Annotated in this window: 25 protein-coding genes; 14 read left to right on the top strand and 11 right to left on the bottom strand. The window is 72.3% G+C overall.

From position 1 onward, the window contains the following. Positions 1–251: 251 nt before the first annotated feature. Together ABZV00_RS05685 and ABZV00_RS05680 are read left to right on the top strand one after the other, a co-directional pair. Complete coding sequence (locus ABZV00_RS05685; RefSeq protein ID WP_355602580.1) at positions 252–974, top strand: SigB/SigF/SigG family RNA polymerase sigma factor; 723 nt, start codon at positions 252–254, stop codon at positions 972–974. An 83-nt stretch (positions 975–1,057) separates the two neighbouring features. Then, positions 1,058–1,858 (top strand): SDR family oxidoreductase, encoded by an 801-nt coding sequence (locus tag ABZV00_RS05680; protein WP_355602179.1) that lies wholly within the window; start codon positions 1,058–1,060, stop codon positions 1,856–1,858. A 38-nt stretch (positions 1,859–1,896) separates the two neighbouring features. Here ABZV00_RS05680 and ABZV00_RS05675 read toward each other — a convergent pair whose 3' ends face one another. The 3 genes from ABZV00_RS05675 to ABZV00_RS05665 all read right to left on the bottom strand — a co-directional run bounded on the left by ABZV00_RS05675 (position 1,897) and on the right by ABZV00_RS05665 (position 4,048). After that, positions 1,897–2,964, bottom strand: a complete 1,068-nt coding sequence (locus tag ABZV00_RS05675) for a DUF2855 family protein (protein ID WP_355602177.1) — start codon at positions 2,962–2,964, stop codon at positions 1,897–1,899. A gap of 128 nt (positions 2,965–3,092) precedes the next feature. After that, positions 3,093–3,266 (bottom strand): hypothetical protein, encoded by a 174-nt coding sequence (locus tag ABZV00_RS05670; protein ID WP_355602175.1) that lies wholly within the window; start codon positions 3,264–3,266, stop codon positions 3,093–3,095. Positions 3,267–3,715: 449 nt separating this feature from the next. Beyond that, entirely contained in the window at positions 3,716–4,048 is a 333-nt protein-coding gene (locus tag ABZV00_RS05665) for a nuclear transport factor 2 family protein (protein WP_355602173.1), read from the bottom strand. A gap of 145 nt (positions 4,049–4,193) precedes the next feature. Between ABZV00_RS05665 and ABZV00_RS05660 the strand changes: the two genes are divergently transcribed. Continuing rightward, on the top strand, positions 4,194–4,709 hold the full coding sequence (locus ABZV00_RS05660) for a helix-turn-helix domain-containing protein (RefSeq protein WP_355602171.1): 516 nt from the start codon (positions 4,194–4,196) through the stop codon (positions 4,707–4,709). An 85-nt stretch (positions 4,710–4,794) separates the two neighbouring features. On the opposite strand, the gene ABZV00_RS05655 is transcribed toward ABZV00_RS05660, so the two are convergent. Further along, complete coding sequence (locus ABZV00_RS05655) at positions 4,795–5,688, bottom strand: LysR substrate-binding domain-containing protein (protein ID WP_328423058.1); 894 nt, start codon at positions 5,686–5,688, stop codon at positions 4,795–4,797. A 79-nt stretch (positions 5,689–5,767) separates the two neighbouring features. On the opposite strand from ABZV00_RS05655, the gene ABZV00_RS05650 reads away from it, so the two are divergent. Both ABZV00_RS05650 and ABZV00_RS05645 read left to right on the top strand, forming a co-directional pair. After that, on the top strand, positions 5,768–6,598 hold the full coding sequence (locus tag ABZV00_RS05650) for an NAD(P)-dependent oxidoreductase (RefSeq protein ID WP_355602169.1): 831 nt from the start codon (positions 5,768–5,770) through the stop codon (positions 6,596–6,598). After that, positions 6,595–7,002 carry a RidA family protein gene (locus ABZV00_RS05645; RefSeq protein WP_355602167.1) on the top strand — a complete coding sequence of 136 codons (408 nt, stop codon included), beginning with the start codon at positions 6,595–6,597 and terminating at the stop codon, positions 7,000–7,002. The genes ABZV00_RS05650 and ABZV00_RS05645 overlap by 4 nt, the downstream gene beginning before the upstream one ends. Positions 7,003–7,024: 22 nt before the next feature. On the opposite strand, the gene ABZV00_RS05640 is transcribed toward ABZV00_RS05645, so the two are convergent. Continuing rightward, complete coding sequence (locus tag ABZV00_RS05640; protein ID WP_355602165.1) at positions 7,025–8,602, bottom strand: MFS transporter; 1,578 nt, start codon at positions 8,600–8,602, stop codon at positions 7,025–7,027. A 184-nt stretch (positions 8,603–8,786) separates the two neighbouring features. Between ABZV00_RS05640 and ABZV00_RS05635 the strand changes: the two genes are divergently transcribed. Continuing rightward, positions 8,787–9,266: a helix-turn-helix domain-containing protein gene (locus ABZV00_RS05635; RefSeq protein WP_355602163.1), complete on the top strand. Its 480-nt coding sequence runs from the start codon at positions 8,787–8,789 to the stop codon at positions 9,264–9,266. A gap of 9 nt (positions 9,267–9,275) precedes the next feature. Here ABZV00_RS05635 and ABZV00_RS05630 read toward each other — a convergent pair whose 3' ends face one another. The 6 genes from ABZV00_RS05630 to ABZV00_RS05605 all read right to left on the bottom strand — a co-directional run bounded on the left by ABZV00_RS05630 (position 9,276) and on the right by ABZV00_RS05605 (position 17,965). Next, positions 9,276–10,451: a zinc-dependent alcohol dehydrogenase gene (locus tag ABZV00_RS05630; protein WP_355602578.1), complete on the bottom strand. Its 1,176-nt coding sequence runs from the start codon at positions 10,449–10,451 to the stop codon at positions 9,276–9,278. Between the two features lie 127 nt (positions 10,452–10,578). Then, a complete protein-coding gene (locus tag ABZV00_RS05625; RefSeq protein WP_355602161.1) occupies positions 10,579–12,798 on the bottom strand; it encodes a glycoside hydrolase family 27 protein in 2,220 nt (739 codons plus the stop codon). A 47-nt stretch (positions 12,799–12,845) separates the two neighbouring features. Then, positions 12,846–14,933 (bottom strand): alpha-galactosidase, encoded by a 2,088-nt coding sequence (locus ABZV00_RS05620; RefSeq protein WP_355602159.1) that lies wholly within the window; start codon positions 14,931–14,933, stop codon positions 12,846–12,848. Further along, positions 14,930–15,751 carry a carbohydrate ABC transporter permease gene (locus ABZV00_RS05615; protein WP_328423044.1) on the bottom strand — a complete coding sequence of 274 codons (822 nt, stop codon included), beginning with the start codon at positions 15,749–15,751 and terminating at the stop codon, positions 14,930–14,932. The genes ABZV00_RS05620 and ABZV00_RS05615 overlap by 4 nt, the downstream gene beginning before the upstream one ends. Continuing rightward, positions 15,751–16,668 carry a sugar ABC transporter permease gene (locus tag ABZV00_RS05610; RefSeq protein ID WP_355602157.1) on the bottom strand — a complete coding sequence of 306 codons (918 nt, stop codon included), beginning with the start codon at positions 16,666–16,668 and terminating at the stop codon, positions 15,751–15,753. The genes ABZV00_RS05615 and ABZV00_RS05610 overlap by 1 nt, the downstream gene beginning before the upstream one ends. A 1-nt stretch (position 16,669) precedes the next feature. Next, the gene (locus tag ABZV00_RS05605; RefSeq protein WP_355602155.1) at positions 16,670–17,965 is read right to left on the bottom strand and encodes an extracellular solute-binding protein; all 1,296 of its coding nucleotides are present in this window, start codon (positions 17,963–17,965) and stop codon (positions 16,670–16,672) included. Positions 17,966–18,124: 159 nt separating this feature from the next. On the opposite strand from ABZV00_RS05605, the gene ABZV00_RS05600 reads away from it, so the two are divergent. From ABZV00_RS05600 to ABZV00_RS05565, 8 genes are all read left to right on the top strand, one after another. Then, complete coding sequence (locus ABZV00_RS05600; protein ID WP_355602153.1) at positions 18,125–18,871, top strand: SDR family oxidoreductase; 747 nt, start codon at positions 18,125–18,127, stop codon at positions 18,869–18,871. A gap of 37 nt (positions 18,872–18,908) precedes the next feature. After that, complete coding sequence (locus tag ABZV00_RS05595; RefSeq protein ID WP_328423036.1) at positions 18,909–19,619, top strand: FadR/GntR family transcriptional regulator; 711 nt, start codon at positions 18,909–18,911, stop codon at positions 19,617–19,619. Continuing rightward, positions 19,616–20,761, top strand: a complete 1,146-nt coding sequence (gene dgoD, locus ABZV00_RS05590) for a galactonate dehydratase (protein ID WP_355602151.1) — start codon at positions 19,616–19,618, stop codon at positions 20,759–20,761. Before ABZV00_RS05595 ends, dgoD begins: the two co-directional genes overlap by 4 nt. Further along, positions 20,758–21,594, top strand: coding sequence for a hypothetical protein (locus ABZV00_RS05585; protein WP_355602149.1), 837 nt, complete (start codon positions 20,758–20,760; stop codon positions 21,592–21,594). Before dgoD ends, ABZV00_RS05585 begins: the two co-directional genes overlap by 4 nt. An 11-nt stretch (positions 21,595–21,605) precedes the next feature. After that, complete coding sequence (locus tag ABZV00_RS05580) at positions 21,606–22,226, top strand: bifunctional 4-hydroxy-2-oxoglutarate aldolase/2-dehydro-3-deoxy-phosphogluconate aldolase (protein ID WP_328423030.1); 621 nt, start codon at positions 21,606–21,608, stop codon at positions 22,224–22,226. Continuing rightward, positions 22,223–23,164: a sugar kinase gene (locus ABZV00_RS05575; RefSeq protein ID WP_355602147.1), complete on the top strand. Its 942-nt coding sequence runs from the start codon at positions 22,223–22,225 to the stop codon at positions 23,162–23,164. Before ABZV00_RS05580 ends, ABZV00_RS05575 begins: the two co-directional genes overlap by 4 nt. A 45-nt stretch (positions 23,165–23,209) precedes the next feature. Beyond that, positions 23,210–24,094, top strand: coding sequence for an SMP-30/gluconolactonase/LRE family protein (locus tag ABZV00_RS05570; RefSeq protein WP_355602145.1), 885 nt, complete (start codon positions 23,210–23,212; stop codon positions 24,092–24,094). A gap of 104 nt (positions 24,095–24,198) precedes the next feature. Then, on the top strand, positions 24,199–25,302 hold the full coding sequence (locus ABZV00_RS05565; protein ID WP_355602143.1) for an L-dopachrome tautomerase-related protein: 1,104 nt from the start codon (positions 24,199–24,201) through the stop codon (positions 25,300–25,302). Positions 25,303–25,322: the final 20 nt, after the last annotated feature.

Below are 25,322 nucleotides of genomic sequence, written 5' to 3'. Positions count from 1 at the left end.
TTCGGGTAGCGTTCCACCCATCAAGTGGAACGACATGACGCGGTGGCGAGGCCCGTGCTCGTGGCCTTGCGACAGCGCACCCCGCCCGTCCGTGCGCTCCGGCGGCAGCCGGTTCGGAGATCTTCCGGTCGACCCGATCGACGGGCACATGCGGGAAGGACCATCCCATGGTCACTACCTTCGAACCGGCGACCAGCACGCACGTCAGCCAACGGAGCAAGGTCCACAGCGGGGATGAACTGCTGGTCGCGATGGCCGCGATGCAAGCCGACGACCCCCGCCGCCCGGCGCTGCGGGACCGCACCATCGAGGCGTGGTTGCCGCTCGCCCGCCACCTGGCGCGCCGCTACTCCGGACGCGGCGCAGCCGACGAGGACCTGGCCCAGACCGCCGCGCTCGGTCTCATCAAGGCGGTCGACCACTTCGACTCCACCCGGGGCATCGACTTCACCGGGTACGCGATCCCCACCATCATCGGCGAGATCAAGCGGTACTTCCGCGACCGCACCTGGGCCGTGCGGGTGCCCCGCCGTCTGCAGGAACTGCGCCTGTCGATCAGCGCGGCGAACAGCACCCTGACCCAGACGTTGGGCCGCTCGCCGACCGTGGCCGACATCGCGACCTACCTCGAACTGTCCGAGGAGACCGTGCTGGAAGGACTGGAAGGTGCCCGCGCCTACCAGGCCACTTCACTGTCCACCCCGGTCGGCGCTGACGGCAACCGGGAGCTCGGGGACACCCTCGGCGCCGACGACCACGAGATGGACCGTGTCGAGATCCGCGTCGCTCTCGGCCCCGCCCTCGTCAGGCTGCCGGAACGAGAGCGCGAGATCCTGAATCTGCGCTTTCACGGCAACCTGACCCAGGCGCAGATCGCCGATCGGGTCGGCGTCTCACAGATGCACATCTCCCGGCTGGTCGCCCGATCGTTGGCCACTCTGCGCCGCCACCTCTCCGACGACAGCGCCTTCTGACCACCGGCACCGTTACGGTCAAGGTTGCCGGAAGCGGTCCCCCGACTCGGGGCGGCCGGGACGTGCGAACGAACAGGACAACCATGACCGTCCACATCGATCTGGCCGGAATGACCGCGCTGGTCACCGGTTCGACCCAGGGAATCGGTGCCGCCATCGCCACCGGGCTCGCCCGCGCCGGGGCCCGGGTGGCGGTCAACGGCCGTACCGCCGCTGGCGTGCAGCGGGCAGCGGTGGCGTTGCGCAGCGAGGTTCCCGGCGCCGACGTGATCGAGGTCGATGCCGACGTGTCCAGCGACGAGGGCACGGCGCGGGCGCTCGGCCTGCTGCCGACCGTCGACATTCTGATCAACAACCTCGGCATCTTCGGCCCCACTCCGGCGCTGGAGATCTCCGATGACGAGTGGCGTCGCTACTTCGAGGTGAACGTGCTGGCCGGCGTCCGGCTGACCCGCGCCTACCTGCCCGCGATGATGGAACGCGGCTGGGGGCGGGTGCAGTACATCGCCAGCGACTCGGCGGTCGTGATCCCGGCCGAAATGATCCACTACGGCGTCTCCAAGACGGCCCTGCTCGGCGTCTCGCGCGGGTTCGCGAAGGCTGCCGCCGGCACCGGCGTGACCGTCAACTCGGTGCTCGCCGGGCCGACGCACACCGGCGGCGTCGAGGACTTCGTCTCCGAACTCGTGGGCGACAGCCTGCCATGGGATGAGGCGCAGCGGGAGTTCATGCGGCTGCACCGGCCGCAGTCCCTGCTTCAGCGGCTGATCGAGCCCGAGGAGATCGCCAACATGGTCACCTACCTCGCCTCTCCCCTCGCCTCCGCGACGACCGGCGCCGCCGTCCGGGTCGACGGCGGCTACGTCGACGCGATCATCCCGTAACCGGCTACCGCCGCCGGCACGCGTCGGCCATCAACCGTTCAGAACTGGACGACGTGGCCCACGCGCGGCGGCGTGCGACCCGTGAGGACCTCGAGCCACGCGTGCTGCAGGGCCTCGGGTCCCGTACCGACCTGGACGTCGAGCCACCCGCTCACCACGCCGGTGAACCGTCGCCAGGCCTCGGTGAACCGTTGGTCGAGCCCTTCGCGGCCCCAGTCCAGGCTGCGCTTGCGCATCTGAACCGGTGCGAAGAACACCTCCTCGGCGGCGTCGGCGTTCGGCGTCTGGTTGGTGAGCCCGACCGCGATGTCCCGGACGAGCTGATCGCCGAGGTGCCCGCGCAGAGCGGCTCGGGTCGAGGACGCGCCGGACAGGTCGAGATAGACGGTCGGGACCGCGTCCAGGACGCCGATGTCGTGGTAGGAAACGACCTCGTCGTAGCAGCCGAGTGACCGCGTGAAGGCGAGGTTGCCGGGTGAGGTGAGCCCGACCAGACGGGGGCCACGGCCGTGCAGTTCGAACGCGGCGGCATAGGCGGTCTTACTGGACGCCGATGACAGCACCAGCGACGCCGCACCGTAGAAGTCGTTGTCGACGACCTGATCGGCCAGCATGAAAGAGGTGAAGAACAGCGGCCGGAACAGGATCAGCAGGTCCTCCTGGTCCGGCCGGTACGCCGGGTCGCCGGAGGTCGACCGGTAGACGTTGTACGGCGAGGGCAGCCCGGCCCGGTGCGCGCTCGCGTCGCGGAACCCGGACTCGTCCACTCGGTCCGGCCGCACCACCAGGTGACCGGCTGGCGGGAGGTAGCCGTAGACCCGCAGCCCCGCCGCGACCTCCGGAACCCGCGACGCGATCACCTCGGCGAAGCCCCACAACGGCGGCAGCCCCCACTCCCGCCCGAGCCCGCGGGGGTCGGGCGGGAAGAACTGCCAGTAACGCATCGAGTCACCGAGCACCGCGTAGGTCACATTGTTGGCGGTGAGGCCGACGCGGTCCACGCGTAACAGCACCTCGCCGTCGGACAGAGCCGGCGTCGCGCCCTCGACGAGCGTGCTCCGGCCGAGGTCGTCACGGGCCACGGCGAATGTCCACGAGTCAGCCATGGCCTGACGCTAGACAGCCCTCGAAACGGAGACAAGTGCACTGCGGGTGCAAAATCCCACTCGCCGATGCTCGAGATCCGGACGCGCTGAGGTAGCGAGACGGGCGAGCAGCGCGCGCGACGCCACCCTCACGTGGACGGGGCGTCGGCGAGCTCAGCAGGATCGAGGTGCAGGGTGGCGAGCAGCCCGGAATGCTTGGCCGGATCGACCTGCTCCGGCAGCTCGCGCTCTACCCAGTCGGCCCTGGCCTGCTGACCCCGGTCGCGAAGGGCGTTGACGATCTTGCTTCGGGCGATCCTCATCTGGTGCTCCCTGATAGTGCCGTCCGGAACGATCATGCTCACGGACGGCGCGTGAACGCGCGGGTCGGATCCCACCACCGGCCATCGCAGCGAACCGAACGTGCCGTGCCTGGTGAATCCGACAGCCGGGAGTTGGTCGGCGAGGAAACAACACGACCAGCACGTCGCGGAGCTGAGGGATGACGATGGGAAACGCCGCTGATGGGCTGGTGGCGACGGCATCTGGCGCCACCGGAGGTCCCGGTCGACATGTTCACCGTACGCCCCCGGACGGTGTTGGGCCGCACCTGCACCGCTGGCCGCTGGCCGGGATCGGGCGGCGGCAGCCTGGTCAGGGCTCCAGCACCACCTTGCCCGCCCGGTTGCGGGTCTCCGCGAAGAGTCCGGCGGACACCTCGGTGAGCGGACAGCCGGCGGCGATCTGCGTCGAGGTGGCCGTCAAGCGCTCGTCAGGGTGCGATCCGCAGGACCCGGATGGAGCTGTCGTCGTAGTCGCTGAAGCGGTACCGGAGCCCGGCGAACGGGCTGCCGGGGAAGTCGCCGGTGATCGTCGCGGTCACGATGGTGCCGGCGGGGGTGTCCTCGACGTCGGTGATCTCGTACGTCACCAGCGGCACCTCGCGGCGCCACCGGCGGATGGCCTCGATGCCGCGGTACTCGGTCGACTCGTCCTCGACGACGGCGTCGTCGGCGAAGAGGGCGAAGTAGTCATCGTGGTCCGGCTGGCCGGCGAGCTCGAAGTAGCGGCGGATGACGGCCGGCGCGGTGTGGCTGGTGGTCATGGTCGGTGTCCTTTCCGAGGGAATGATCGACATCGGTACCCCTCCAGGCAGCATGACGTGGACGTCTCCGAGACGCCGTATAGTTGCTTCTGAAACAGAACCGACTGACTTCGAGACTAGCACCGACTCGGGAGAGGGCAACTTCGTGGCAGGGAAGATCCGGCTGGAGGACCGCGAATGCCCTCTGTCCAGCGCACTGGGCTACGTGGGCGAGTGGTGGACGCTCCTGATCTTGCATGATGCTTTCGACGGCTACACCCGCTTTGATCAGTTCCAGGCCAATCTGGGTGTCTCGTCCAGCATCCTGACCAGCCGGCTCAAGACGCTCACCAGCCAGGGGCTGCTCGAACGTCGCCGCTACCAGACCAGGCCGGACCGCTACGAGTACGTCCTCACCGACCTCGGGCGCAGCCTGCGCCCCGTCGTCGTCGCCCTCGCCGCCTGGGGAAACTCCCGCCTCGACCCGAGCGAGCGCAGCATGATCCTGGTCGACCGGCACACCGGCGTGGAGGCCGACCCGATCATCGTCGACCGGAGCAGCGGACGTGCGCTCGACGACAGCGACTTCGTCTTCGCCGCCGGCCCCGCCGCGAGCGAGGCCATGCGCAAGCGCTACGAGCACATCCCGACCCGAGCGGTCCCCGACCAGCACCAACCCTGACCGGTCAGCGGTCGCCAGGCCAGTCGGTTGAGGCCGGCGCGCAGACCGGCGCGCCGCGTTCCCGGTACCGCCAGATTCGCCAGGCTCAGCCCAGCCCTGCCGCCCGGTCCAGATGGGTAAGGAACCGCCGCACCGCCGGAGGTCGGCTCCGACCGGCGACGGTGGCGGCGAAGACCCGCCGGACGGAGGCGTCGTCGGGGTGCAGGCGGAGCAGGGTCAGGTCGGGCGGAGCGGCGCGTACGGCCAGGGCCGGCACCAACGCGACGCCCAGGCCGGCCGCGACGCAGCCCAGCTTGCCGGTCCACTCCGCCGCGACGATGTCGATCCGCGGCCGGAAACCCGCCGGCAGGGTGGCTCGCAACAGGGTCTCCTCAGCGGTCGCCGAGCCGGCGATGAACGACTCATCGGCCAGGTCGCGCAGGCGGATGGTCCGCCGGTGGGCGAGCCGATGCGTCCGGGGAACGGCCACCAGCAGCGCCTCGTCGACGAGGTGGTGCAGGTCGAAGTGGTCGCCGTCGAGCGGCTGGTCGGCCGCGGCGCTCACCACGGCGACGTCGGCGTCACCGTCGACCAGGCGCTCCAGCAGCCCCGGCGTGAGCCCTTCGACCAGCGACAGGGCCACCTCGGGATGGTCGGACTTGAAGCTGGCCAGAGCGCGCGGCACGAGCGCGGCGACCGCTGTGGGGAACGCGCCGACCCGCAACCGGCCGGCGGACAGGTCGCGCAGCGCCGCCAGGTCCCGCCGGGCGGTGTCCAGCCGGTCGAGCACGGCCTCGGTGTGGCCGAGCAGGCAACGGCCCTGCTCGGTCAGGGCGACACCGCGCGGCAGCCGGTCCAGCAACGGCGACCCGGTCTCGGCTTCCAGCGCGGCGATCTGTCGGGACACCGCCGACTGGGTGTAGCGCAGGCTGCGGGCCGCAGCCGTGATGGAGCCGTGCTCGGCGACGGCACGGAAGACCTGGAGCGCGTTCAGCTGCATCCTGCCATGTTCTCCCAGCATGGCAGCGATGCGTAACAGTCGTTGGTGGCATGGCTTCCCGCCACCTAGCGTTGGCGACATGAACGAGATCGCCCTGCTGGGCACCGGCACGATGGGCACCGCGATCGGCCGCCGGCTGCTGGCCACGGGCCAGCGGCTCACCGTCTGGAACCGTACGTCCGGCAGGACGGCGCCGCTCGTCGAGGCCGGGGCGCGAGCCGCCGGGAGCCCTGCCGAGGCGGTCCGGAACGCCGACATGGTGATCACCATGCTCACCGACGCGGTCGCCGTCCGGCACACGTTGGTCGACTCCGGCGCGGCGTTGGCGCTGCGCCCGGGCACCCCCGTGGTCGAGATGTCCACCATCGGTCCCCAGGCCGTGGCGGAGCTGGCCGCGCTACTGCCGGCAGGAGTGCCCCTCGTGGACGCGCCGGTCGCCGGCAGTGCCGGCGCTGCCGAGACGGGCCGGCTCGTGGTGTTGGCCGGCGGCGAGGAAGCGGCCGTCGAGCGGGTCGCCCCACTGCTGGAGACGTTGGGCACGGTCCGCCGCTGCGGTGGCTCCGGCCGCGGCGCCGCCCTGAAGCTGGTGCTCAACACCGCACTGGTCACCGCGGTCACCGCGGTCGCGGACGCGCTCGCCGTCGCGGACGCCGTCGGTCTCGACCGACGTACGGCGGTCGAGGCGCTCGGCACCGGGCCGCTCGGCGGTGCGGTCGCCCGGGCGACCGCCACGGACGCCGCGTTCGCCGCCGCTCTAGCCGCCAAGGACGCCCGGCTCGCCCTCGACGTGCTGGGCGACGCGCCGGTGCCCGTTCTGCGCGCCGCCGCGTCGGCGTTGGCGGCCGCGCCCCATCAGCAGGACGACATCGCCCGCCTCACTGAGGCTGCCGCACCGAAGGAGAAAAGATGAACGTGACCCTGGACAATCCGACGACCGTCGCCGCGCCGTTCGGCGACCGGTTCGCGCACGTCGCCCGCCTCGACCTGCCCGGGGGCGCGCTGCTGATGCTCTCCGGTCAGGTCGGGGTCGACGACGCCGGCGCGGTGGTCGCGCCCGGGGACGTGCAGGCGCAGTCCGAGCGGATCTTCGAGTTGATCGGTGCGCTACTCGCGGCGCACGGCGCCACCTTCGCCGACGTGCTGCACGTCCGGACCTTCCTGACCGACCTCGGCGACCTGGCCGGCTACGCGACCGTCCGCAACCGGTACTTCGTGGAGACCAGGCCCGCCAGCACCACTGTCGAGGTGAACCGGCTCTTCCTCGACGGCGCGGTGCTGGAGGTCGAGATCACCGCGGCCGTGACCACGGGCTGACCGCCATTGGCGACCGCTGGCGTCAGTGCTGGTGCGGCCGGTTCCGGACGAGGGCGAGCGCGAGCACGGCGGTGGCCAGGAAGACGATGCCGTTGACCCGTAGCCCGGCCTGCACGCCGGCGGTCAGGGCCTCGGCGAGCGCTGACCGGACCGGGTCGGGCATCGCCTGGTCGCCGGTGGCGCCGGCGACCACCGCCGACTGCACGGCGGTCCGGGTGGGCTCGCCGACCTGGTGGGCGGCGAGCCGGTCGGGCAGGTCGGCCAACATCGTGGTGGTGAGCAACGTGCCCAGCAGGGACGAGCCGAGCACCGAGCCGACCTGGCGGGCGGCATTGACCGCGCCGGAGGCCATGCCCGCCTGGGCGGGCGCGACGCTGGCCAGCGCCGCCGCGGTCGCCGGGGCCACCACCAGGGCGCTGGCGGCGCCGAACAGCGCGAGCAGCGGCCAACGGTGGCCGAACGGGGTGGCCGGGCCCTGGGCGGCCAGCCCGAAGCTGGCCAGGGCACCGAGGACGAGACCGGCGGTGAGGGGTGCCTTGAACCCGGTACGGCGGATCATCCGCCCGGCGCTGAAGGCCACGACCGCGTAGACACCGAAGAGCACCAGCATCCGCCAGCCCGTGTCCAGCGGGCTGAGCGCCTGAGCGCGTTCGTGGAACAGAACGAGCAGGATCGCCACGCCGGTGAAGCCGAACAGCGACACCGCGGCGACGACCATGACGGCGCTGAACGACGCGGACTGGAACAGCCGCACATCGAGCATCGGCGCATTGGTGCGCAACTCGACCAGCACGAAACTGACCAGCGCGGCGGCCGAGACGATCCAGGTCGTGGCCACCACCGGGCTGGTGTAGCCGTCCCGACCGCCCTGGATCATGGCGTAGACGGCGGCGGCGATGGCGAGGGTGCCGAGGAGCAGACCGGGCACGTCGAGTCGGCCAGCGCTCGGCCGAGACTCGGCCACTCCGATGGCGGCCACGACGAGGGTGACCACGCCCAGCACGATCGTCGACACGTAGACGCTGTGCCACTGGTGGTGGCGCAGCAGGGCGCCCGCGATGAGCGGACCTACCGCGAGGCCGATGCCGGAGGCGGCCGACCAGGCGGTGATGACCTCGGTGCGCCGGTGCGGGTCGGTGAAGGTCGCGCCGAGGATCGCCAGGCTGTTCGGCAGGATCAGGGCCCCGCCGAGACCCGCGAGCAGCTGCCCGGCGATCACCCAGGCCACGGTGGGAGCGCCGGCCACGACGGCGCCGCCGGCGATCATGGCAATGACGCCGGCGCTGAACATGCGCCTGCGTCCGTATCGGTTGCCCAGCGTGGCGGCGGACAGCACCAGGCTCGCCACCACCAGGGTGTAGGCGCTGGGAATCCAGATCAGGGTGGTCGGGTCGACGCGCAGGTCCCGCTGGATGGTGGTCAGGGCGGAGACGGTCGCGGTGATCTGGAGGAACGTGATCATCGCGCCCAGGCACATGGCGATCAGGGTGACCGCGCGGGAGCCGCGAAGGGATGGCCGCGCGGTGGCGTCCGGCCCGGGGACGCTCGCGTGCCGCAGGCGTGCTGGCCTGGTCGGGGCCGTGGTGCGCTGGTCGGTCACAGGGCTTCCTAGGGGTCGATCCGCGCGGGCACCGGTGGTCCAGCGCTGGCGGCGGGCGGAGAGGCGGATGGTGGCGGTCGGGGCAGCTGAGGCCCAGCACCTGACTATGGCAGCACGAAGCCAGCCGGACCCTAGTGAAGCACCTGACTAGCCGTCGCGCAAGTCAGGTCGTACCCTGGTAACCATGGGTGACCTCTTGGAGGACCGCGACTCCTGGTCGGCGGCGAACTGCTCCATCGCCCGCGCGATGGATATCGTGGGCAGCAGGTCGACGATTCTGATCATGCGCGAGGCTCTGCTCGGAACGCGCCGATTCGACGACTTCGTCCGCCGAGCCGGGATCGGCGAGCCCGCCATGGCGGCCCGACTCAAGGAGCTGGTCACCGCCGGCGTGCTCGAACGGATCCCCTACCGGGAGCCGGGGCAGCGCACCCGCCACGAGTACCAGCTCACCCGCAAGGGTCGTGAGCTGTTGCCCGTCATCACCGCGCTGCGCAACTGGGGCGACACCTGGGCCGCCGACGACGCCGGCCCCTCCGTGCTCGCCACCCACCATGACTGCGGCCAGCCGGTCCGGGCCGTGCTGCGCTGCGACGCCGGACACGACGTTGGCGAGGGTGAGATCGACATCGCCGCCGGGCCCGGCTTCATCCGGCGCGGATGACGACGGGCGTCATCCAGCGGGCTCGAAGACGGCCCGTACGCAGCCGTCGGTCTTGTTCTTGAACATGTCGTAGCCCTGCGGAGCCTGGTCGAGCGGCATGGTGTGAGTCGCCAGGTGCTCGGTGACGAGTTCACCGCGCGCCATCCGTTCGAGCAACATCGGAATGTAGCGGTGGCCGTGCTGCCGCGCGCCGCGCAGCGTGAGGCCCTTGCTCAGCACCGCGCCGAGCGGGAACCTGTCCACCGGGCCGGCGTAGACGCCGAGCAGGAACACGTTGCCGCCCTTGCGGCAATGGTGGATCGCGTCGCGGGCGGCGACCGGCGGCTCCGATTCCAGCCGCAACTGCTGCTTGATCTGGTCGTACCAGAATTGCTGGCCGGTGCCGTGCGACTCCATCCCGACCGCCTCGATGCACACGTCCGGCCCGCGCCCGCCGCTGCGTTCCAGCAGCTCACCGCCCACGTCGTGGGTCTGATAGTTGAGGGTCTCCACACCCAGGCTCGTCTCCGCCATCCGTAGCCGGTTGTCGAGACAGTCGATCACGACCACCCGCTCCGCGCCCAGCAGGACCGCTGCCCGCGCCGCCATCTGGCCCACCCCGCCGGCACCCCACACCGCCACCACGTCACCGGCCCGTACACCGCCCAGGTCGGCGCCCATCCACCCGGTCGGAGCAGCGTCGGAGGCGAACAGCGCACGCTCATCGCTCACCCCGTCCGGAACAGTGAACGCACCCTGGTCGGCGTACGGGACCCGGATGTACTCCGCGTGACTGCCGGCGAAGCCGCCGAGGGCCTGCGAGTAGCCGTAGCAGCCGGCGGGTGCGAAACCCCAGTCGCTCTCGGCGATCACCGGGTCGGTGGTGCCGTTGTCGCACAACGAGAACTGCTGCTGCTGGCAGTACCAGCAGCGACCGCACGAGACGAACGAGCAGACCACCACCCGGTCGCCCACGGTGTGCCGGCGCACCTGCGGACCGACCTCGACCACCTCACCCAGGAACTCGTGGCCGAGGACGTCACCGCGACTCAGGAACGGGATGTGGCCGCCCAGCAGGTGCAGGTCGGAGCCGCAGGTCACCGTCTTGCGCACCCTGATGATGACGTCCTGCTCGTTGCGCAGCTGCGGGTCCGGCACCTGGGTCACCGCCAGTTCGTTGGCGCCCTGCCACACGAGTGCCTTCACCGTCGTCCCCGCCGCGTTGCCATCCACCCAGCCTGGGGTGCCCGCCCCTTCCGTTGCGGTGATCACCGCAGCACCACCGGAACGGGTGCGGGTGGCGGGCCGCCGGCCGGCGCCCCGCCACCGTGGATCAGAGGACGAGCTGGTGCACCCGGTCGTCCACGCCGCGTACCGCCAGCCAGGCGCTGCCGTTGGCGCCGGCGGCGGCACCCGGTGCGCCCCGGAAGGCGTCGGTGGCGAACTCGCCACGGCGGAACCAGCCGCCCCACGCCCCGTCGACCAGGTTGCGCTGCCAGAGCCGGTTGTCGGCGGCCAACGCGAACAGGTAGACCCGGCCGGCGGTCGCGAGCAGGGTCGGGCTGCCGCTGGTGGTGCCGCCCACGCTGGTCCAGGCCGACCAGGTGGTGCCGGTCCGGCTGCGCCACCACACCTCGTCGGTCCGGCTGCGGACCGCCACGTGCAGCACGCCGGCGTCATCGACGACCGCACTCGGCCGCCCGTAGAACGGCCGGTCCTCGGGCGCGCCGATCCCGGTCCAGCCGGTGCTCGGGGTCCGCGACCAGAGCTTGCCGTCGGCGCCGCGGACGACGAGCGTCCACTCGGTCGGGCTGGTCCAGGCCACCGTGGGTCCGTCGGTCAGCGTGCCACCGAGGCTGCGCCACGGCCCCCACTTCCCGGCGACGTAACTCCGCTGCCAGGCAGCGTTGTCGGTGCCCCGGACGAAGACGTCGAGCCGGCCACCCGGTGAGGCGTACGCCGCCGGCTGGCCGAGGATCCGGCCACCGACCGGGCCGCCGAGTGACGTCCAGCCGGTGCCCCACGTCGCGCCGGAGCGGGTGTTCACCGCCAGCGCGCCCTGCCCGTTGCGAACGAAGGCGGTGGCGTGCGTGTCGTCCACCCGGACCAGCGCCGGGCTGGCGCTGGCGGTGCCGCCGAGGCTGGCGCCGGCGACCTGGTCGGTGCCGGTCAGGCCGAGCATGGCCACCCCGTGCGCCGGGACCTCGACGGTGTACGAGCCGGTGAACGGCTGAATGCCGGCGGTGCCCAGCGCGGCGTCGACGGTGGCACGGGACCACAGGTCGCGGATCGTGACCGACCCGCCGAGCGCGACATCGGCGAAGTTCACCGTGATCGTCTGCGCGGTGTCGTGCCGGTTGAGCAGGGCGACCGCCCGCCGGCCCGAGCCGGTGAGCACCTTGCTCCAGACCTGCGCGTCGACCCCGGTGTCGGCGACCTTGATGCCCTGCCGGACCAGGGGGTCCTGGTTCACCGCGATGATCTCCGGGTTGGTCAGCGCCGAGATCATCTCGGTGGGCAGGCCGCGCGGGTCGGAGCCGATCACCAGCGGGGCGGCCATGATGGACCACATGCCGAGCTGCGTCTTGGACTCCTCCAGGCTCAGCTCGTACCCGCCGCCGGGCAGCGGGCGCATCGGCAGCAGGTAGTCCGGGTCGTTGTAGTGCCCCGGCCCGGTGGCCGCCGGGTGGTACGCGTTGACGTCCATGTTGCGCAGCACCCAGGGGAAGGCCCACTGCGGGGTCGGATCGGTGAGCCCCACGTCGGTGTAGGTCCGCCAGGAGTCGGCGATGGTGGGCGCGTAGGTGTAGCTCCAGGTGGAGAGCTGTTCCGGGGTGTACGGCCCGCCGCCCCAGTCGGAGCTGACCGGGTTGCAGATGTTGAGCAGCATCGGCCGGGGCGACTGGCGTACCGCCTCGGCGAGCTCGCGGAAGGTGGTCTCCGGGTCCAGGCCCGCGGCCCGGCCGCAGAGCCAGTCGGCCTTGAGAGCGTCGAAGCCCCAGCCGGCGAACTGGGCCACGTCGGCCCGGTAGTGGCCGTTGCTGCCCAGCCCACACTGCCCCGGCAGGTACGGCCCGGCGTCGGTGTAGATGCCAGCCTTCATCCCTTTGCTGTGGATGTACGCGGCCAGCCCGGCCATCCCGCCGGGGAACCGGGCCGGGTCGGCGACCAGCCGGCCGGCCTCGTCACGCGGGGTGGGCGCGGCCCAGTTGCCGTCGATCCAGACGTACGTGTAGCCGGCGTCCCGCAGGCCGCTGCTGACCATGAAATCGGTGACCGACCGGACCTCGGCCTCGGTGGGATCCCCACCGAGACCGAAGTAGGTGTTCCAGCCCTGGTACGGCGTCGGCGCGAGCCCACTGTTGAAGAAGGCCGGCGCACCCTGGTCCTCAGCGCCGGTGGCGGCCGGGGCGTGACCGGGTCGGCCCGGCCCGCCGTGGCCGCCGGCCGGTGGTGGAGCGGTGTGCGGTGGGCCGGCCATGGCCGGCAGCGGGCCGACCAGGCCCAGGCCGAACACGGCCAGGGCGGCGGTCAGCGGTCGGATCAGGCGCATGGGGGTACTCCTGTCCCTCGGGGGTGGGGTGCGGTGGTGCTCCGGCCTCAGTCGCGGTGCAGCACGATGAGGTCGGCGTCGTGGGTCGGGCCCCAGTGCACGGGCAGGCCGACCGCGCTGAGGTGGCTGCCGGAGTAGCGCCGATCGCCGTGCCGGTAACGGGCGGCCGGATCCAGGCCGCGCAGTGGCAACCGGACCGGGCGGGACGGGAGCAGGCCTGCGCCGTCCAGCCGGCCGGTGTGCCAGGCCAGCACGACCACCCGGCGCTCGTCCGGCGCGGTGTACTGCACCGCGCAGCGGGCCTGGTGGGGGCCGCCGATCAGGTGCACCTCGCCGTACGTGACGACGTCCCGGATCTCCTTGTACCGGGCGATCCAGCCGGCCGCCTCGGCCCGCTGTGCCGGCGTCCAGGCCCGGATGTCGGCGCCGACGCCGAGCACGCCGGCCATCGCGAGCACGAACCGGAACGCCAGTGAGCGCGGGCGCGGGTCGAACAGGCCGGGCGCGTCGGTCACCCAGGAACTGAGCAGGTGCGGGGCGTTGGCGTGCAGGAAGCCGTACTGGATGGCCAGTCGGTCGAGCGGGCCGGTGTTGTCGCTGGGCCAGAAGACGTCGGCCCGGGCAGCCATCGCCAGGTCGGTGCGCGCGCCCCCGCCGGCGCACGCCTCGATCAGCACGCCGGGGTGATCCCGGCGCAGCCGCTCGTAGATCCGGTGCAGGTTGGCCACGTGCGCGCCGTCCAGGTCGAGCGCGCCGACCCCGTCCGGCCGCCCCGGCTCGGTACGCGGGCGGTTGAAGTCCCACTTCAGGTAGTCGATGTCGTACCGGCGGAGCAGACCGTCCACGGTGGAGTGCACGAACTCGGCGACCTCCGGCCGGCCCAGGTCGAGCAGGTACTGGTTGCGTACCGGGGTGAGCGGTCGGCCGTCGACGGCGTAGACCCACTCCGGGTGCTCGGCGTAGAGCGTGGATCGTGGGTTGACGCACTCCGGCTCGACCCAGAGCCCGAAGTTCAGCCCGAGCGCGCGGACGTCGGCGATGAACGCGTCGAACCCGGCCGGGAACTTCGCCGGGTCGGGCGTCCAGTCACCCAGGCCGGCGGTGTCGTCGTCGCGGCCGACGAACCAGCCGTCGTCCACCACGAACGTCTCCACGCCCAACTCGGCGGCGATCCTGGCGAGCGCCAACTGGCTCTCCGCCTCGACCGCGAAGTAGGTGGCCTCCCAGGAGTTGTAGAGCACCGGACGTGGGTTGAGCCGCTCTCCGGCGAGCAGCCGCTGGTGGGTGTGCCAGACCCGGGCCAGCCCGTCCAGGCCGTCCGGGCTGTACGCCCCGGTGACCACCGGCAGGGTCAGCCGGTCACCAGGGGCCAGCTCCAGCGGGCCGTCGACCAGCTGACGGCCGGCCCGGACCCGGGTCAGGCCTCCGGTGTCCCGATCGGCGCTGATCTCCCACGAGCCGGTCCAGGCCAGCGCCACCCCCCAGGCGGGGCCGGCCGGCTCGGCCGTGTCCCGGACGGCCAGCCAGGGCACGTGCAGGTGCCCGGGCGCGCCCTGGGCACTGCCGATGGTGAACGTGCCGTGGCCCAGCTCGACGTGGGAGAGCTGGAACTCCTGCGCCCACTGCCCCCACTGGTGGCTGAGCAACGCGCCGTGCGGGGTCGGTACGCAGAACCCGGCCGATCCAGCCCGCACCACCCGCAGCGGACCCGTGCCGCCGTTGGTCAGCTCGACCCACCGCTGCACCACGTCGGTGCCGGCGGGCACCCGGTAGTGCACGGTGGCGCGCAGCCCGGTGACCGGGTCGGCGAACCCGACCGCCAGCTCCCGCTGGTCGGCGTCGGCCCGTACCTCGGTGTGACCGAAGCCCACCCGGCGCTGCCCTGCGGAGGTCTCCACCACCAGGTCGGCACCGGTGAACGGCCGGTCGGCGTCGGTGGCGTACTCGATCGGGGCGGCATCTCCGGCGGTGAGGAACGGCACCGGGCCGTCGTAGGCGACCGGCGACGGCCCGTCGGAGACCCCGTGCGGACCCCACGCGACCAGCTCCAGCCACCGGCCGTGCGCCGGCACGGTGACGGTGTACTCGGTGTGCGTGCCGCGCAGCGTCCAGCGCCGCCCGGCCGGGGTGCTCACTTGACCGCCCCGAGCGCCAGACCGGAGACGAAGTGCCGCTGGAAGCGCAGGAAGACCGCGACCGTGGGCACGGCCGCGATGACCGTGCCGGCGGCGATGACGTTCCATGAGGACACGAACTGCCCCTGGAGGCCGAGCAGCGCGGGGGTGACCGGCATGTTGTCGTCAGTACGCAGCACGGTGATCGCCCAGAGCAGGTCGTTGAAGATCCAGGTGAAGGAGAGCGCGCCGAGGGCGGCGAGCGCGGGCCGGGTCAGCGGCAGCATCACCTTGGTGAAGATCTGCGCCGGCCCGGCGCCGTCGATCGTGGCCGCCTCCTGGATCTCGCCCGGCAGCTCACGCATGAAGCCGTGCAGGACGAAGGTGTAGAAGCCGAGGCCGAAGCCGACCTGCACCGCGATCAACGCCCAGAGCGTGTCGTACAGGCCGGTCAGCTCGCTGAACTTGGCCACCGGGATGAGCAGGATCTGTGGTGGCAGCAGGTTGCCGGCGAGCATCAGCAGCAGGATGGTCCGCCGGCCGGGGATCCGGAAGCGGCTGAGGGCGAACGCGGCCATCGCGGCCAGGGCCAGGCTCAGCGCCACCGACGGAACCGTGACCAGCATGCTGTTGATCAGAGCCCGCAGCTCACCGCCGTCGGTCCACGCCTGCCGGTAGGTGTCCAGGGTGAACGAGCGCGGCAGGCTGCCGACCCCGTGCGCGGCGATGTCGTCGAACGATCGGGTCGACATCACCACGACCCAGATCACCGGCCCCAGCCACAGCAGCGAGAGCAGGATCATTCCGGTGTGGAAGGCCCCGGTGCGGAGCTTGTTCATCACGCTTCCTCCCGGAACGCGCGGACCAGGTAGCCGAGGATGACCGCCAGCGCCAGCACGAAGATCACCACGGCGATCGCGGAGGCGTAGCCGAGCCGCAGGCTCTGGAACGCGGTCGAGTACATGTAGGTGCTGAGCAGCTCCGACGAGTGGTACGGCCCGCCCTTGGTGAGTGCCCAGACGATGTCGAACGAGCGCAGCGAGTCGATCACGATGACCGAGAGCACCACGGCGTTGACCCCACGGAGCTGGGGAATGGTGACGTGTCGCAGCCGCTGCCAGGAGCTGGCGCCGTCCATCCGGGCGGCCTCGTGCAGCGCCGGGTCGATCGCCTTCAGCCCGGCCAGGTACAGCACCATGACGTACCCGATCTGCCGCCACAGGGCGGGCAGGATCACCGCGTACAGCGCGGTCTGCGGGTCGGCGAGCCACGGCCGGATCAGTTGCTCCAGGCCCACGGCCCGCAGCAGCGTGTCGGCAACACCGTCGGGCTGGTAGAAGACCCGCCAGACCAGCGCGGTTACCACCAGGGAGAAGACGACCGGGGTGAACAGGGCGGCCCGGTAGAAGCCGACTCCGCGCCGTTCCCGTTGCAGGACCAGCGCCATGCCGAAGCCGCCGAGCACGGAGAGGCCACCGAAGAGGACAAGCCAGATCACCGTGTTGAGCAGTGCGCCCCGGAAGGTGGCGTCGCCGGCCAACTCGACGTAGTTGTCGACGCCGACGAACGTGGGCGGCGACATGCCGTCCCAGCGGGTGAGGGAGAACCAGAAGCCCTGCAACGCTGGCCAGAAGACCCAGACGCTCTCGACCGCGAACGGCACCAGGACGAACGCCACCAGCAGCGGCGACAGTCGGGCCGACCGTCGCCGCCGCCGGGTGGGGGTGACCGGAGTCGTGGAGATCGTTGCTGTCACGTCAGCCCTTGAAGACCTTCTCGGCGCTGGTCTGCCACTCCCGCAGGATCGCGTCGATCTGGTCCGGCTTGTCCATGAACTTGGTCAGCGCGGTGTCCGCGGTCGGCTGGAGCGCGTCGCTGGAGTCGCGGTTGAAGAACTGGGTCAGCTCCTTGGCGTCGTCGAGCATCGCCTTGCCCTTGGCCACCAACGGCGAGTCGGCCGCCTTGGCCCTGGGGTTGGCCGGCAGCACGATGCCCGAGCTGGCCTTGACGTACGCCTCCTGCGCCTCGACCGAGGACAGGTAGCCGAGCAGGGCCTTGGTGCCGGTCGGGTTGGCGGTCTTCGCGCTGGCGAAGAAGCCGTCGGTCGGGGCCTCCTCGGCCACCGGCACCGCCGGGTCGATGATCGGGAACCGGAAGAAGTCCAGGTCGCCGAGAGCGTCCTTCGGCGCCGCGTCGGCGAAGAAGGTGCCGATCAGGAACATGCCGGTCTTGCCGGCCAGCAGAGCGGTCGTCGCCTCCTGGAACGGGTACGCCTTGCCCTTGGGGTCGAAGTAGGGCAGGGCCTCGCGCCAGCGGGTGAAGACCGCCTTGACCTTGGGGTCGTCGAAGCGCTGCTTGCCGGCGAGCAACTCGCGGTGGAACGGGGCGCCGTTGATCCGGATGTTGAGGTAGTCGAACCAGGCCGAGGCCACCCACGGGGTGTCGCCGAGACCGATGCCGATCGGCGGGATGCCCTTGCTCTTCAGCGTCTCGCACAGCGCCAGGAACTCGGTCCAGGTCTTCGGCTCCTGCACGCCCCACTTGGCGAAGTTGGACTTGCGGTAGAAGAAGCCCCACCAGTAGTTGTTCATCGGCACGAAGACCTGCTTGCCGCTGGCGTCGGTGGAGAGGGTGCGCAGCGACTGGGGGTAGTCGCCCAGCGACTTCCAGACGTCGGAGACGTCCAGCAGCAGGTTGCGGCTGGAGTAGTCGTTGGCGACCGAGCCCGCGTACCAGGTGTAGAGGTCCGGCGGGTTGGCCGAGGTCAGGTAGGTGGGCAGCTGGGTCCGGAAGGTCTCCGAGGCGATCGTGTTGAGGCTCGCGGTGCCCTTGCCCTGCGCGTTGAAGTTCGCGATCAGCTTCTCCATCGCCGCCTTGGCCTGCGGCGAGGAGAGATTGGACTGAATGGTGACCGCGCCGGATCCGTTGCCCGTCGTCGGCCCGCTGGCCGAGCTGGCGCACGCGCTGAGGAACGAGCTGGCGCCGAGTGCGCCCAGGCCGGCGAGCCCGAGGTGACCAAGGAATCGCCGGCGACCGGGGTCGAAGTCGCTCACGAGGGTGTCCTTCCTCTACGACACGTAGCGTCACGGCGCAATGTGTCGTCCATGTGAATGTGTGTGACCAGAAGGTTGCATCGGCACTCGTCGGCTGTCAAGATATCTTCGTAATTAATGATTAGATGAGATCAGAGGCGAGGTCAGGTGGATCAGCCTATGCGCCGGCTTGAAGGCAAAAACGCGCTGGTCACCGGCGCGATGGGCGGCATCGGTGCGGCCACCGCACGGCGGCTCGCCGCCGAGGGAGCGGCGGTCGCGCTGCTCGACGTGCGCGATCCGGCCCCGCTGGCCGAGGAGCTGACCGCCCAGGGCGGGCGAGCACTGTCCGTAGTGGGCGACGTCAGCGAGGAGGCCGACTGGACGGCCGCCGTGGCGGCGGTACGGGGCGGTCTCGGGCCGGTGGACATTCTGGTCAGCAACGCGTACGCGGTGCAGGTCGCGCCGGCGCACGAGACCAGCAGGCAGTCCTGGGACCACCAGATCGGGGTCAGCCTCACCGGCTCCTTCCTCGGCGTCCGGGCCTGCCTCGACGACCTGCGGTCGCGTGCGGGCGCGGTGGTGCTGGTCTCCTCGGTGCACGCTCTCGTCGGGCTGCCCGGCCGGCCCGCGTACGCCGCGGCCAAGGGCGGCCTGGTCGCGCTCGGTCGCCAGCTCGCCGTGGAGTACGGCCCACAGGTGCGGGTCAACACCGTGCTGCCCGGGCCGATCCTCACCGGCGCCTGGGCCGACGTGTCCGAAGAGGACCGCCAGCGCAGCGTCACGGAGACTGTGGCGAAGCGGTTCGGCACGCCGGACGAGGTGGCCGCGACAGTGGCCTTCCTCGCCTCACCGGACGCCGCCTATGTCACCGGCGCGAGCCTGGTGGTGGACGGTGGCTGGACCGCAGTGAAAGCCTCGGCCTGAGAGATCGACACCGACCAACAAGAAGGCCAGGAGAGCATTGGCACAGTACGCACGCCGCGGCGTCCACGGGCAGACCGTCGAAGCCATCGCCCGACGCATCCTCACCGGTGAGATCGCCGCCGGGGCGACCCTGAACATCGTCGCGTTGCAGGAGGAGTTCGACGTCAGCCTGACGGCACTGCGCGAGGCGCTGAAGGTGCTCTCGGCCAAGGGCATCGTCGACGCCCGGCAGAAGCGTGGCACGTTCGTCCGGCCGCGAGCGGACTGGAACCTGCTCGACGGCGACGTGATCCGCTGGCAGTTCGCCGAAGGCGCCGACGAGCACCTGCTCGAAAAGCTGCACGAGGTACGCGCCATCATCGAACCGGCCGCCGCCCGGCTGGCCGCCAGTCGGGCCACCGAGGACGACGTGGCCGCTCTCGACCGGGCGCTGGACGAGATGGCCGAGGCCAACGGTGACCCCGCCGCCGCCGTCGCCGCCGACCTGTCCTTCCACCGCGCGCTGCTCGCCGCCACCCACAACGAGCTGCTGGAGCGGATGGAGGTGGTGATGGAGACCGGGCTCGCCGAGCGGGACCGGCTGGTGCACGGCGGCGCCCCGCACGACGACCCGGTGCCCAGCCACCGCGCGGTGGTCGACGCGCTGCGCGCACGGGACGAGACGGCGGCCGAGACCGCCATGCGTGAGTTGCTGGACAAGGCCGTCCGGGACGTGGAAAAGGCACGGAAACAGAGGGGCAGTCGGTGAAGATCGAGCGGATCGAGACCTTCCTGGTCGCGCCACGGTGGTTGTTCTGCCGGGTGGAGACCGACGACGGGCTGGTCGGGTGGGGTGAACCGGTGGTCGAGGGGCGCGCCGAGGTGGTGCGCAGCGCGGTCGAGGTGCTCTCCGAATATCTGATCGGCGAGGATCCGCTGCGGATCGAGCAGCACTGGCAGGTCCTCACCAAGGGCGGCTTCTACCGTGGCGGCCCGATCCTCTCCAGCGCCGTCGCCGGCCTCGACCAGGCACTCTGGGACATCGCCGGGCAGGCGTACGGTGCACCGGTGCACGCACTGCTCGGCGGTGCCGTCCGGGACCGGGTGCGGGTCTACTCCTGGATCGGCGGGGACGAGCCCGACGAGGTCGCCGATGCCGCCGCCGCGCAGGTCGCCGCCGGTTTCACCGGGGTCAAGATGAACGCCTGCGGGCGGCTCTCCGCCATCCCCACCTCTGCCGAGGTGGACGCGGTGATCGGCCGGGTCGCCGCCGCCCGGGAGGTGCTCGGCGCCGACCGGGACATCGCGCTGGACTTCCACGGCCGCGCCGGGCTGGCCGCGGTACGCCGGATCCTGCCCGAGCTGGCACCCCTGCGCCCCTTCTTCGTGGAGGAGCCGGTCCTGCCCGACCAGGCCCACCACCTGCGCGACATCGTCGCCGGCACGCCGATCCCGGTGGCCACCGGCGAACGGCTCTACGGCCGCTCCGAGTTCCTCGGCCCGTTGCAGGCCGGGGTCGCCGTGGTCCAGCCGGACCTGTCGCACGCCGGTGGGATCTCCGAGGTCCGCCGAATCGCCGCGCTGGCCGAGACGTACGGGGCGCTGCTCGCCCCGCACTGCCCGCTCGGCCCGATCTCCCTGGCGGCCAGCCTCCAGGTCGCCTTCGCGACACCGAACTTCCTGATCCAGGAGCAGAGCATCGGCATCCACTACCACGCCGGCTCCGAGCTGCTGGACTACGTCGTCGACCCGGAGCCCTTCCGGTTCGTGGACGGGCACATCGCCCGGCTCGACCGGCCCGGGCTGGGGATCACCGTGGACGAGGCGGCGGTTCGTCAGGCCGCCCGTACCCCGCACGCCTGGCGCAATCCGGTCTGGCAGCACCGCGACGGGTCGTTCGCCGAGTGGTGACCGGAGCGACGTCGGTGCCGCTGCGGGTGGTGTACGACGCGGCGCGCGGCGGCCGATGGACCAGCCTGCGCGGCGGCGGCCGGGAGTGGCTCTGGCGCGGCCCGGAGCCCGGCCGGCACGAGGTACGCCCCGACGACGCGTTCATCGACGCCGGCGGGCTGGAAGAGTGCCTGCCCACCGTGCGCGGCCGGCCCGACCACGGCGAGGTGTGGTCCCGGCCGTGGCGTGCCTCCGGCCCCGACACCCTGGTCATCGAACGCCCGACGTTCACCCTGACCCGCCGGATCACCGACCGGGACGGCGTGGTGGTGGCCGACTACCGACTGGCCGCCGACCCCGGCCACCGGTTCGTCTGGGCGGCGCACGCCCTGCTCGACCTCTCCCCCGAGGCCCGCCTCGACGCGCCCGCCGGCACCCTGACCCGACTGCACCCGGAGGCCGCCGCGCTGCTTCCCCCGGGCGACTGGCCCGCCGGCAGCCCCTGGCTGACCGGGCCGTGGCCGACGCCGGCCGGGTTGACGCTGGACACCCTCGGCCCGGACGACGGCACCGCGCTCGGCGCGGTGCTGCTCGACTGCCCCCGGGTCCAGGTGACCGACGGCGCCGACCGGCTGACCCTGGAGCTGGAGTGCTCCGACCAGCCCCGCAGCACCGCGCTCTGGCGCAACCTGAACGGTTGGCCAACCGCCGCCCCCTACCGCAGCATCGGAGTCGAACCCATGCTGGGCGCCGCCTTCGATTTGACCGACGCCGGCCCGGCCGACGCGGCGGTCGTCCCGCCCGCCGGTGAGGTCGCGTGGCGGCTCACCATCTCCGCCCACCGCTTCCACTGAGGACAATCTCGATGAACCTGCTCGACGAGTTGCGCACCCACCGGCTGCTGGCCATCGTGCGCGGCCCCGACCCGGCCGCCGCACTGACCGCCGTGCTCACCCTGGCCGAGAGCGGCGTCGCCCTGATCGAGGTCTCGCTGACCGGTGCCGACGCGCTCGGCACCATCCGGCGGGCCCGGGCCGCCCTCGGGCCCGACTTCGCCCTGGGCGCGGGCACCGTGCTCAGCGCAGAGGACACCCGGGCGGCGGCTGACGCCGGCGCCGGCTTCCTGGTCACCCCGGCGCTGGCACCGAGCCTCGCCGAGGCCGGCCGACTCGGGCTGCCGGTGCTCGCCGGCGCGCTCACCCCCAGCGAGGTGGTGCAGGCCAGCGGCGCCGGGGCCGCCGCCATCAAGCTCTTCCCGGCTTCCCTCGGCGGGCCCGACTACCTCGGCGCGCTGCGCGATCCGTTCCCCGGCACCGCGTTCGTGCCGGTGGGTGGGGTCGACGCCGACGGCGCGCGGCGCTACCTCGACCGGGGAGCGGTCGCGGTCGGCGTCGGCTCCCCGCTGCTCGGCGACGCCGTCCGCGGCGGCGACCCAGCGGCGCTGCGCGAGCGCGCCGCCGCCTTCCTCGCGGCGGTCCGGCCATGACCGACCTGCTCACCCTCGGCGAGACGATGGCGGCCTTCCGCACCACCGGCCCGCTGCGGCTGGGCGGCACCGCCGGAATCTCCGTTGCCGGGTCCGAGTCGACGGTGGCGATCGGGCTGGCCCGGCTCGGCCACCGGGCCGCCTGGGTCGGGGTCACCGGAGCCGACGAGCCCGGTGAGCTGGTTCGCCGCACGCTGCGCGCCGAAGGCGTCGACCTGACCTGGTCCCGGGTCGACCCGGCGGCCGCCACCGGGCTGATCCTCTTCGAATCCCGGGTCGCCGACATCAACCGGGTCACCTACCACCGCACCGGGTCGGCCGGCTCCCGGCTGCGACCGGCCGACGTCACCCCCGCCTTCGACCCGCCCGGGCCGCCGCCCCGGCTGCTGCACGTCACCGGCATCACCTGCGCGCTGGGCGCCGAGCCGTACCAGGCCGTGGTGGCGGCGGTACGCCTCGCCCGTGCGGCGGGCAGCACGGTCTGCCTGGACGTCAACCACCGGCACCGGCTCTGGTCGGTCGCCGCAGCCGCCGACGCGCTGCGGCCGCTGCTGCCCTCGATCGACCTGGTGGTCGCCTCCGACGACGAGTTGGCCGTGCTGACCGATGCGGCCGACCCGGTCGCGGCGCTGCGGGCGGCCGGGGTGGCCGAGGTCGTCGTGAAGCACGGTGCCGGCGGGGCGACCAGCCACAGCGCGCTCGGCACAGTGCACCGCCCCGCCCGGACGGTGCCGGTGGTGGACACCGTCGGCGCCGGCGACGCCTTCGTGGCCGGGCTGCTCTCCGGCTGGCTGGACGGCGCCGACGCGCCGGCCCGGCTGGACCGGGCGGTCACCACCGGCGCGTTCGCGGTGGCCACCCGGGGCGACTGGGAGGGCCTGCCCGACCGTGCGGAGCTGTCGCTGCTCGACCACGGGCCCGGCGGCACCGTGCGCTGACCACTGGGGGCGGCCGACCGCCGCGCCGATCGTCGAAGGAGCGAGATGGAGCTGACCGAACCGACCGTGTGGAGCGCGGACCGGTTGGAGCTGGGCGAAGGGCTGCGCTGGGTGGCCGGCCGGCTGGTCCTGGTCGACCTGCTGGCCGGGCGTCTGCTGGAGACCGCCGGCGACCGACCGGGCCCACTGCGCGAGCTGCGCCGGCTGGACGTCCCGCTGGGCGCGGTCGCCCCGGTCGCGGGCAGTCCCGGCGACTGGCTGGCCGCCGCCGGGACCGGCGTCGCCCTGCTGCCCGCCACCGGCGACCCCCGGACGGTCGCCGATCTGGTCAGCGACGGTCCCGAGCCGGCCCGGATGAACGACGCGGTCGCCGACCCGCACGGCCGGTTCTGGGCCGGCAGCATGACGTACGCCGGGGTGCCCGGTGCGGGCTTCCTGTTCCGGCTGGCTCCGGGCGCGGCACCGGTGCCGGCCGTGACCGGGCTGACCGTGCCGAACGGGCCGGCGTTCGACGCCACCGGCACCACCATGTACCTGGCCGACTCGCCACGCGGGGAGGTCGACCGGTTCACCGTCGACCCACGCACCGGGGCCCTGCACGGGCGCGAGCCGTTCCTGCGGCTGACCGCCGGGGAGGGCGGCCCGGACGGGATGACCGTCGACGCGGCCGGACACCTCTGGGTCGCGCTCTGGGGCGGCTCGGCGGTGCGCCGCTACCGGCCGGACGGCACGCTGGATCGGGAGATCCGGCTTCCGGCAACCCAGCCGGCCGGCATCTGCCTGGGCGGCCCCGACCTGCGCCGGCTCTTCGTCGGCACCGCCCGGTACGGACTGACGTCGGCGGGACCGGTGGATGGCGCCCTGCTCGCCGTGGACGTTCCGGTCCCCGGCCTACCCACTGCGCTCGCCGCCGCGCCGGGCACGAGCTGACCGGAGGCATGTCGGCCGCCGGGGCGGGAATAGCCACCCACGGCCGGCGTGAGGTCCGGCCGACCGGTTGGGGGCGAGACGATGAGAACCGTGGTGCGGGCGTCATGAACGGACCGGTCGGCGACGAGCCGCTCGGCGAGTTGGAGCTGGTGCACACCTTCACCGGCCCGATGCCGACCGGAGTGAGCGTCTCGCACCGGGGCCGGATCTTCGTCAATTTCCCCCGGTGGGGCGACGAGGTGCCGGCCACCGTCGTCGAGCTGCGCGACGGCCGGGAGGTGCCCTACCCCGACCAGCCGTGGAACGACCCGTCGGGCGACAACGACTCCGGCGCGTTCGTCTCGGTGCAGAGCATCGTGGTGGACCCGGCCGACCGGCTCTGGGTGCTGGACACCGGCAGCCCGATGTACCAGCCGACGACGCCGGGCGGGCCGAAGCTGGTCCGGGTCGACCTGGACACCGACACGGTCGCTCAGGTGATCACCTTCCCGGCGGAGGTGGCGCCGCCGACGACGTACCTCAACGACGTCCGCTTCGACCTGCGGCGGGGTGAGGCCGGGGTCGCGTACATCACCGACTCGGCGTCCGCCGGGCCGAACGGGATCATCGTGGTGGACCTGGCCAGTGGGGCGTCCTGGCGGCGGCTGCACGACCACCCGTCCACGAAGGCGGAGCCGCTGACGACGTTCCGGCCGGTGGTCGAGGGCCGGCCGTTCCTGAAGCGGCCGGCGGACGGGCCGCCGAAGCCGGTGTCGACGGGCTCCGACGGCATCGCCATCTCGGCTGACGGCACCCGGCTGCACTACTGCCCGCTGGCGTCCCGCCGTTGGTACAGCGTGGCCGCCAAGGCGTTGGCTGACCCGTCGGTCACCCAGGAGGCGGTCGCGGCGACGGTGGTCGACGAGGGAGACAAGGGCACTGCGTCGGACGGGCTGGAGTCCGACGACGCGGGGCGGCTCTACCTCACCTCCTACGAACACAACGCGGTGCTGCGCCGGCGGCCGGACGGCGAGTACGAGACGGTGGTCCACGACCCGCGACTGCTCTGGCCGGACACCATGTCGGTGGCCACCGACGGGTACCTGTACGTGACCGCCAACCAGCTGCACCGGCAGCCGCAGTACCAGCGGGGCCAGGACCTGCGGCGCCGGCCGTACGCGCTGTTCCGCACCCGGATCGACGCCGGGCCGGTGCTGCTGCGCCGCTGACCGTCCGAGCGCACACCCGG

It is taken from the genome of Micromonospora sp. NPDC005173 (assembly GCF_040608515.1).
Lineage (GTDB): Bacteria > Actinomycetota > Actinomycetes > Mycobacteriales > Micromonosporaceae > Micromonospora.
The sequence above is the reverse complement of the archived record's forward strand: the minus strand, read 5'-3'. Positions and strand labels throughout refer to the sequence as shown.

Excerpts from the sequence above, each read along its gene's own strand:
- ABZV00_RS05625 (WP_355602161.1), bottom strand. The coding sequence starts at position 12,798 with ATGCGCCTGATCCGACCGCTGACCGCCGCCCTGGCCGTGTTCGGCCTG.
- ABZV00_RS05680 (WP_355602179.1), top strand. The coding sequence starts at position 1,058 with ATGACCGTCCACATCGATCTGGCCGGAATGACCGCGCTGGTCACCGGT.
- ABZV00_RS05650 (WP_355602169.1), top strand. The coding sequence starts at position 5,768 with ATGAACGAGATCGCCCTGCTGGGCACCGGCACGATGGGCACCGCGATC.
- ABZV00_RS05575 (WP_355602147.1), top strand. The coding sequence starts at position 22,223 with ATGACCGACCTGCTCACCCTCGGCGAGACGATGGCGGCCTTCCGCACC.
- ABZV00_RS05570 (WP_355602145.1), top strand. The coding sequence starts at position 23,210 with ATGGAGCTGACCGAACCGACCGTGTGGAGCGCGGACCGGTTGGAGCTG.
- ABZV00_RS05645 (WP_355602167.1), top strand. The coding sequence starts at position 6,595 with ATGAACGTGACCCTGGACAATCCGACGACCGTCGCCGCGCCGTTCGGC.
- ABZV00_RS05635 (WP_355602163.1), top strand. The coding sequence starts at position 8,787 with ATGGGTGACCTCTTGGAGGACCGCGACTCCTGGTCGGCGGCGAACTGC.
- ABZV00_RS05685 (WP_355602580.1), top strand. The coding sequence starts at position 252 with ATGGCCGCGATGCAAGCCGACGACCCCCGCCGCCCGGCGCTGCGGGAC.
- ABZV00_RS05655 (WP_328423058.1), bottom strand. The coding sequence starts at position 5,688 with ATGCAGCTGAACGCGCTCCAGGTCTTCCGTGCCGTCGCCGAGCACGGC.
- ABZV00_RS05665 (WP_355602173.1), bottom strand. The coding sequence starts at position 4,048 with ATGACCACCAGCCACACCGCGCCGGCCGTCATCCGCCGCTACTTCGAG.
- ABZV00_RS05600 (WP_355602153.1), top strand. The coding sequence starts at position 18,125 with ATGCGCCGGCTTGAAGGCAAAAACGCGCTGGTCACCGGCGCGATGGGC.
- ABZV00_RS05675 (WP_355602177.1), bottom strand. The coding sequence starts at position 2,964 with ATGGCTGACTCGTGGACATTCGCCGTGGCCCGTGACGACCTCGGCCGG.
- ABZV00_RS05615 (WP_328423044.1), bottom strand. The coding sequence starts at position 15,751 with ATGAACAAGCTCCGCACCGGGGCCTTCCACACCGGAATGATCCTGCTC.
- ABZV00_RS05670 (WP_355602175.1), bottom strand. The coding sequence starts at position 3,266 with ATGAGGATCGCCCGAAGCAAGATCGTCAACGCCCTTCGCGACCGGGGT.
- ABZV00_RS05580 (WP_328423030.1), top strand. The coding sequence starts at position 21,606 with ATGAACCTGCTCGACGAGTTGCGCACCCACCGGCTGCTGGCCATCGTG.
- ABZV00_RS05565 (WP_355602143.1), top strand. The coding sequence starts at position 24,199 with ATGAACGGACCGGTCGGCGACGAGCCGCTCGGCGAGTTGGAGCTGGTG.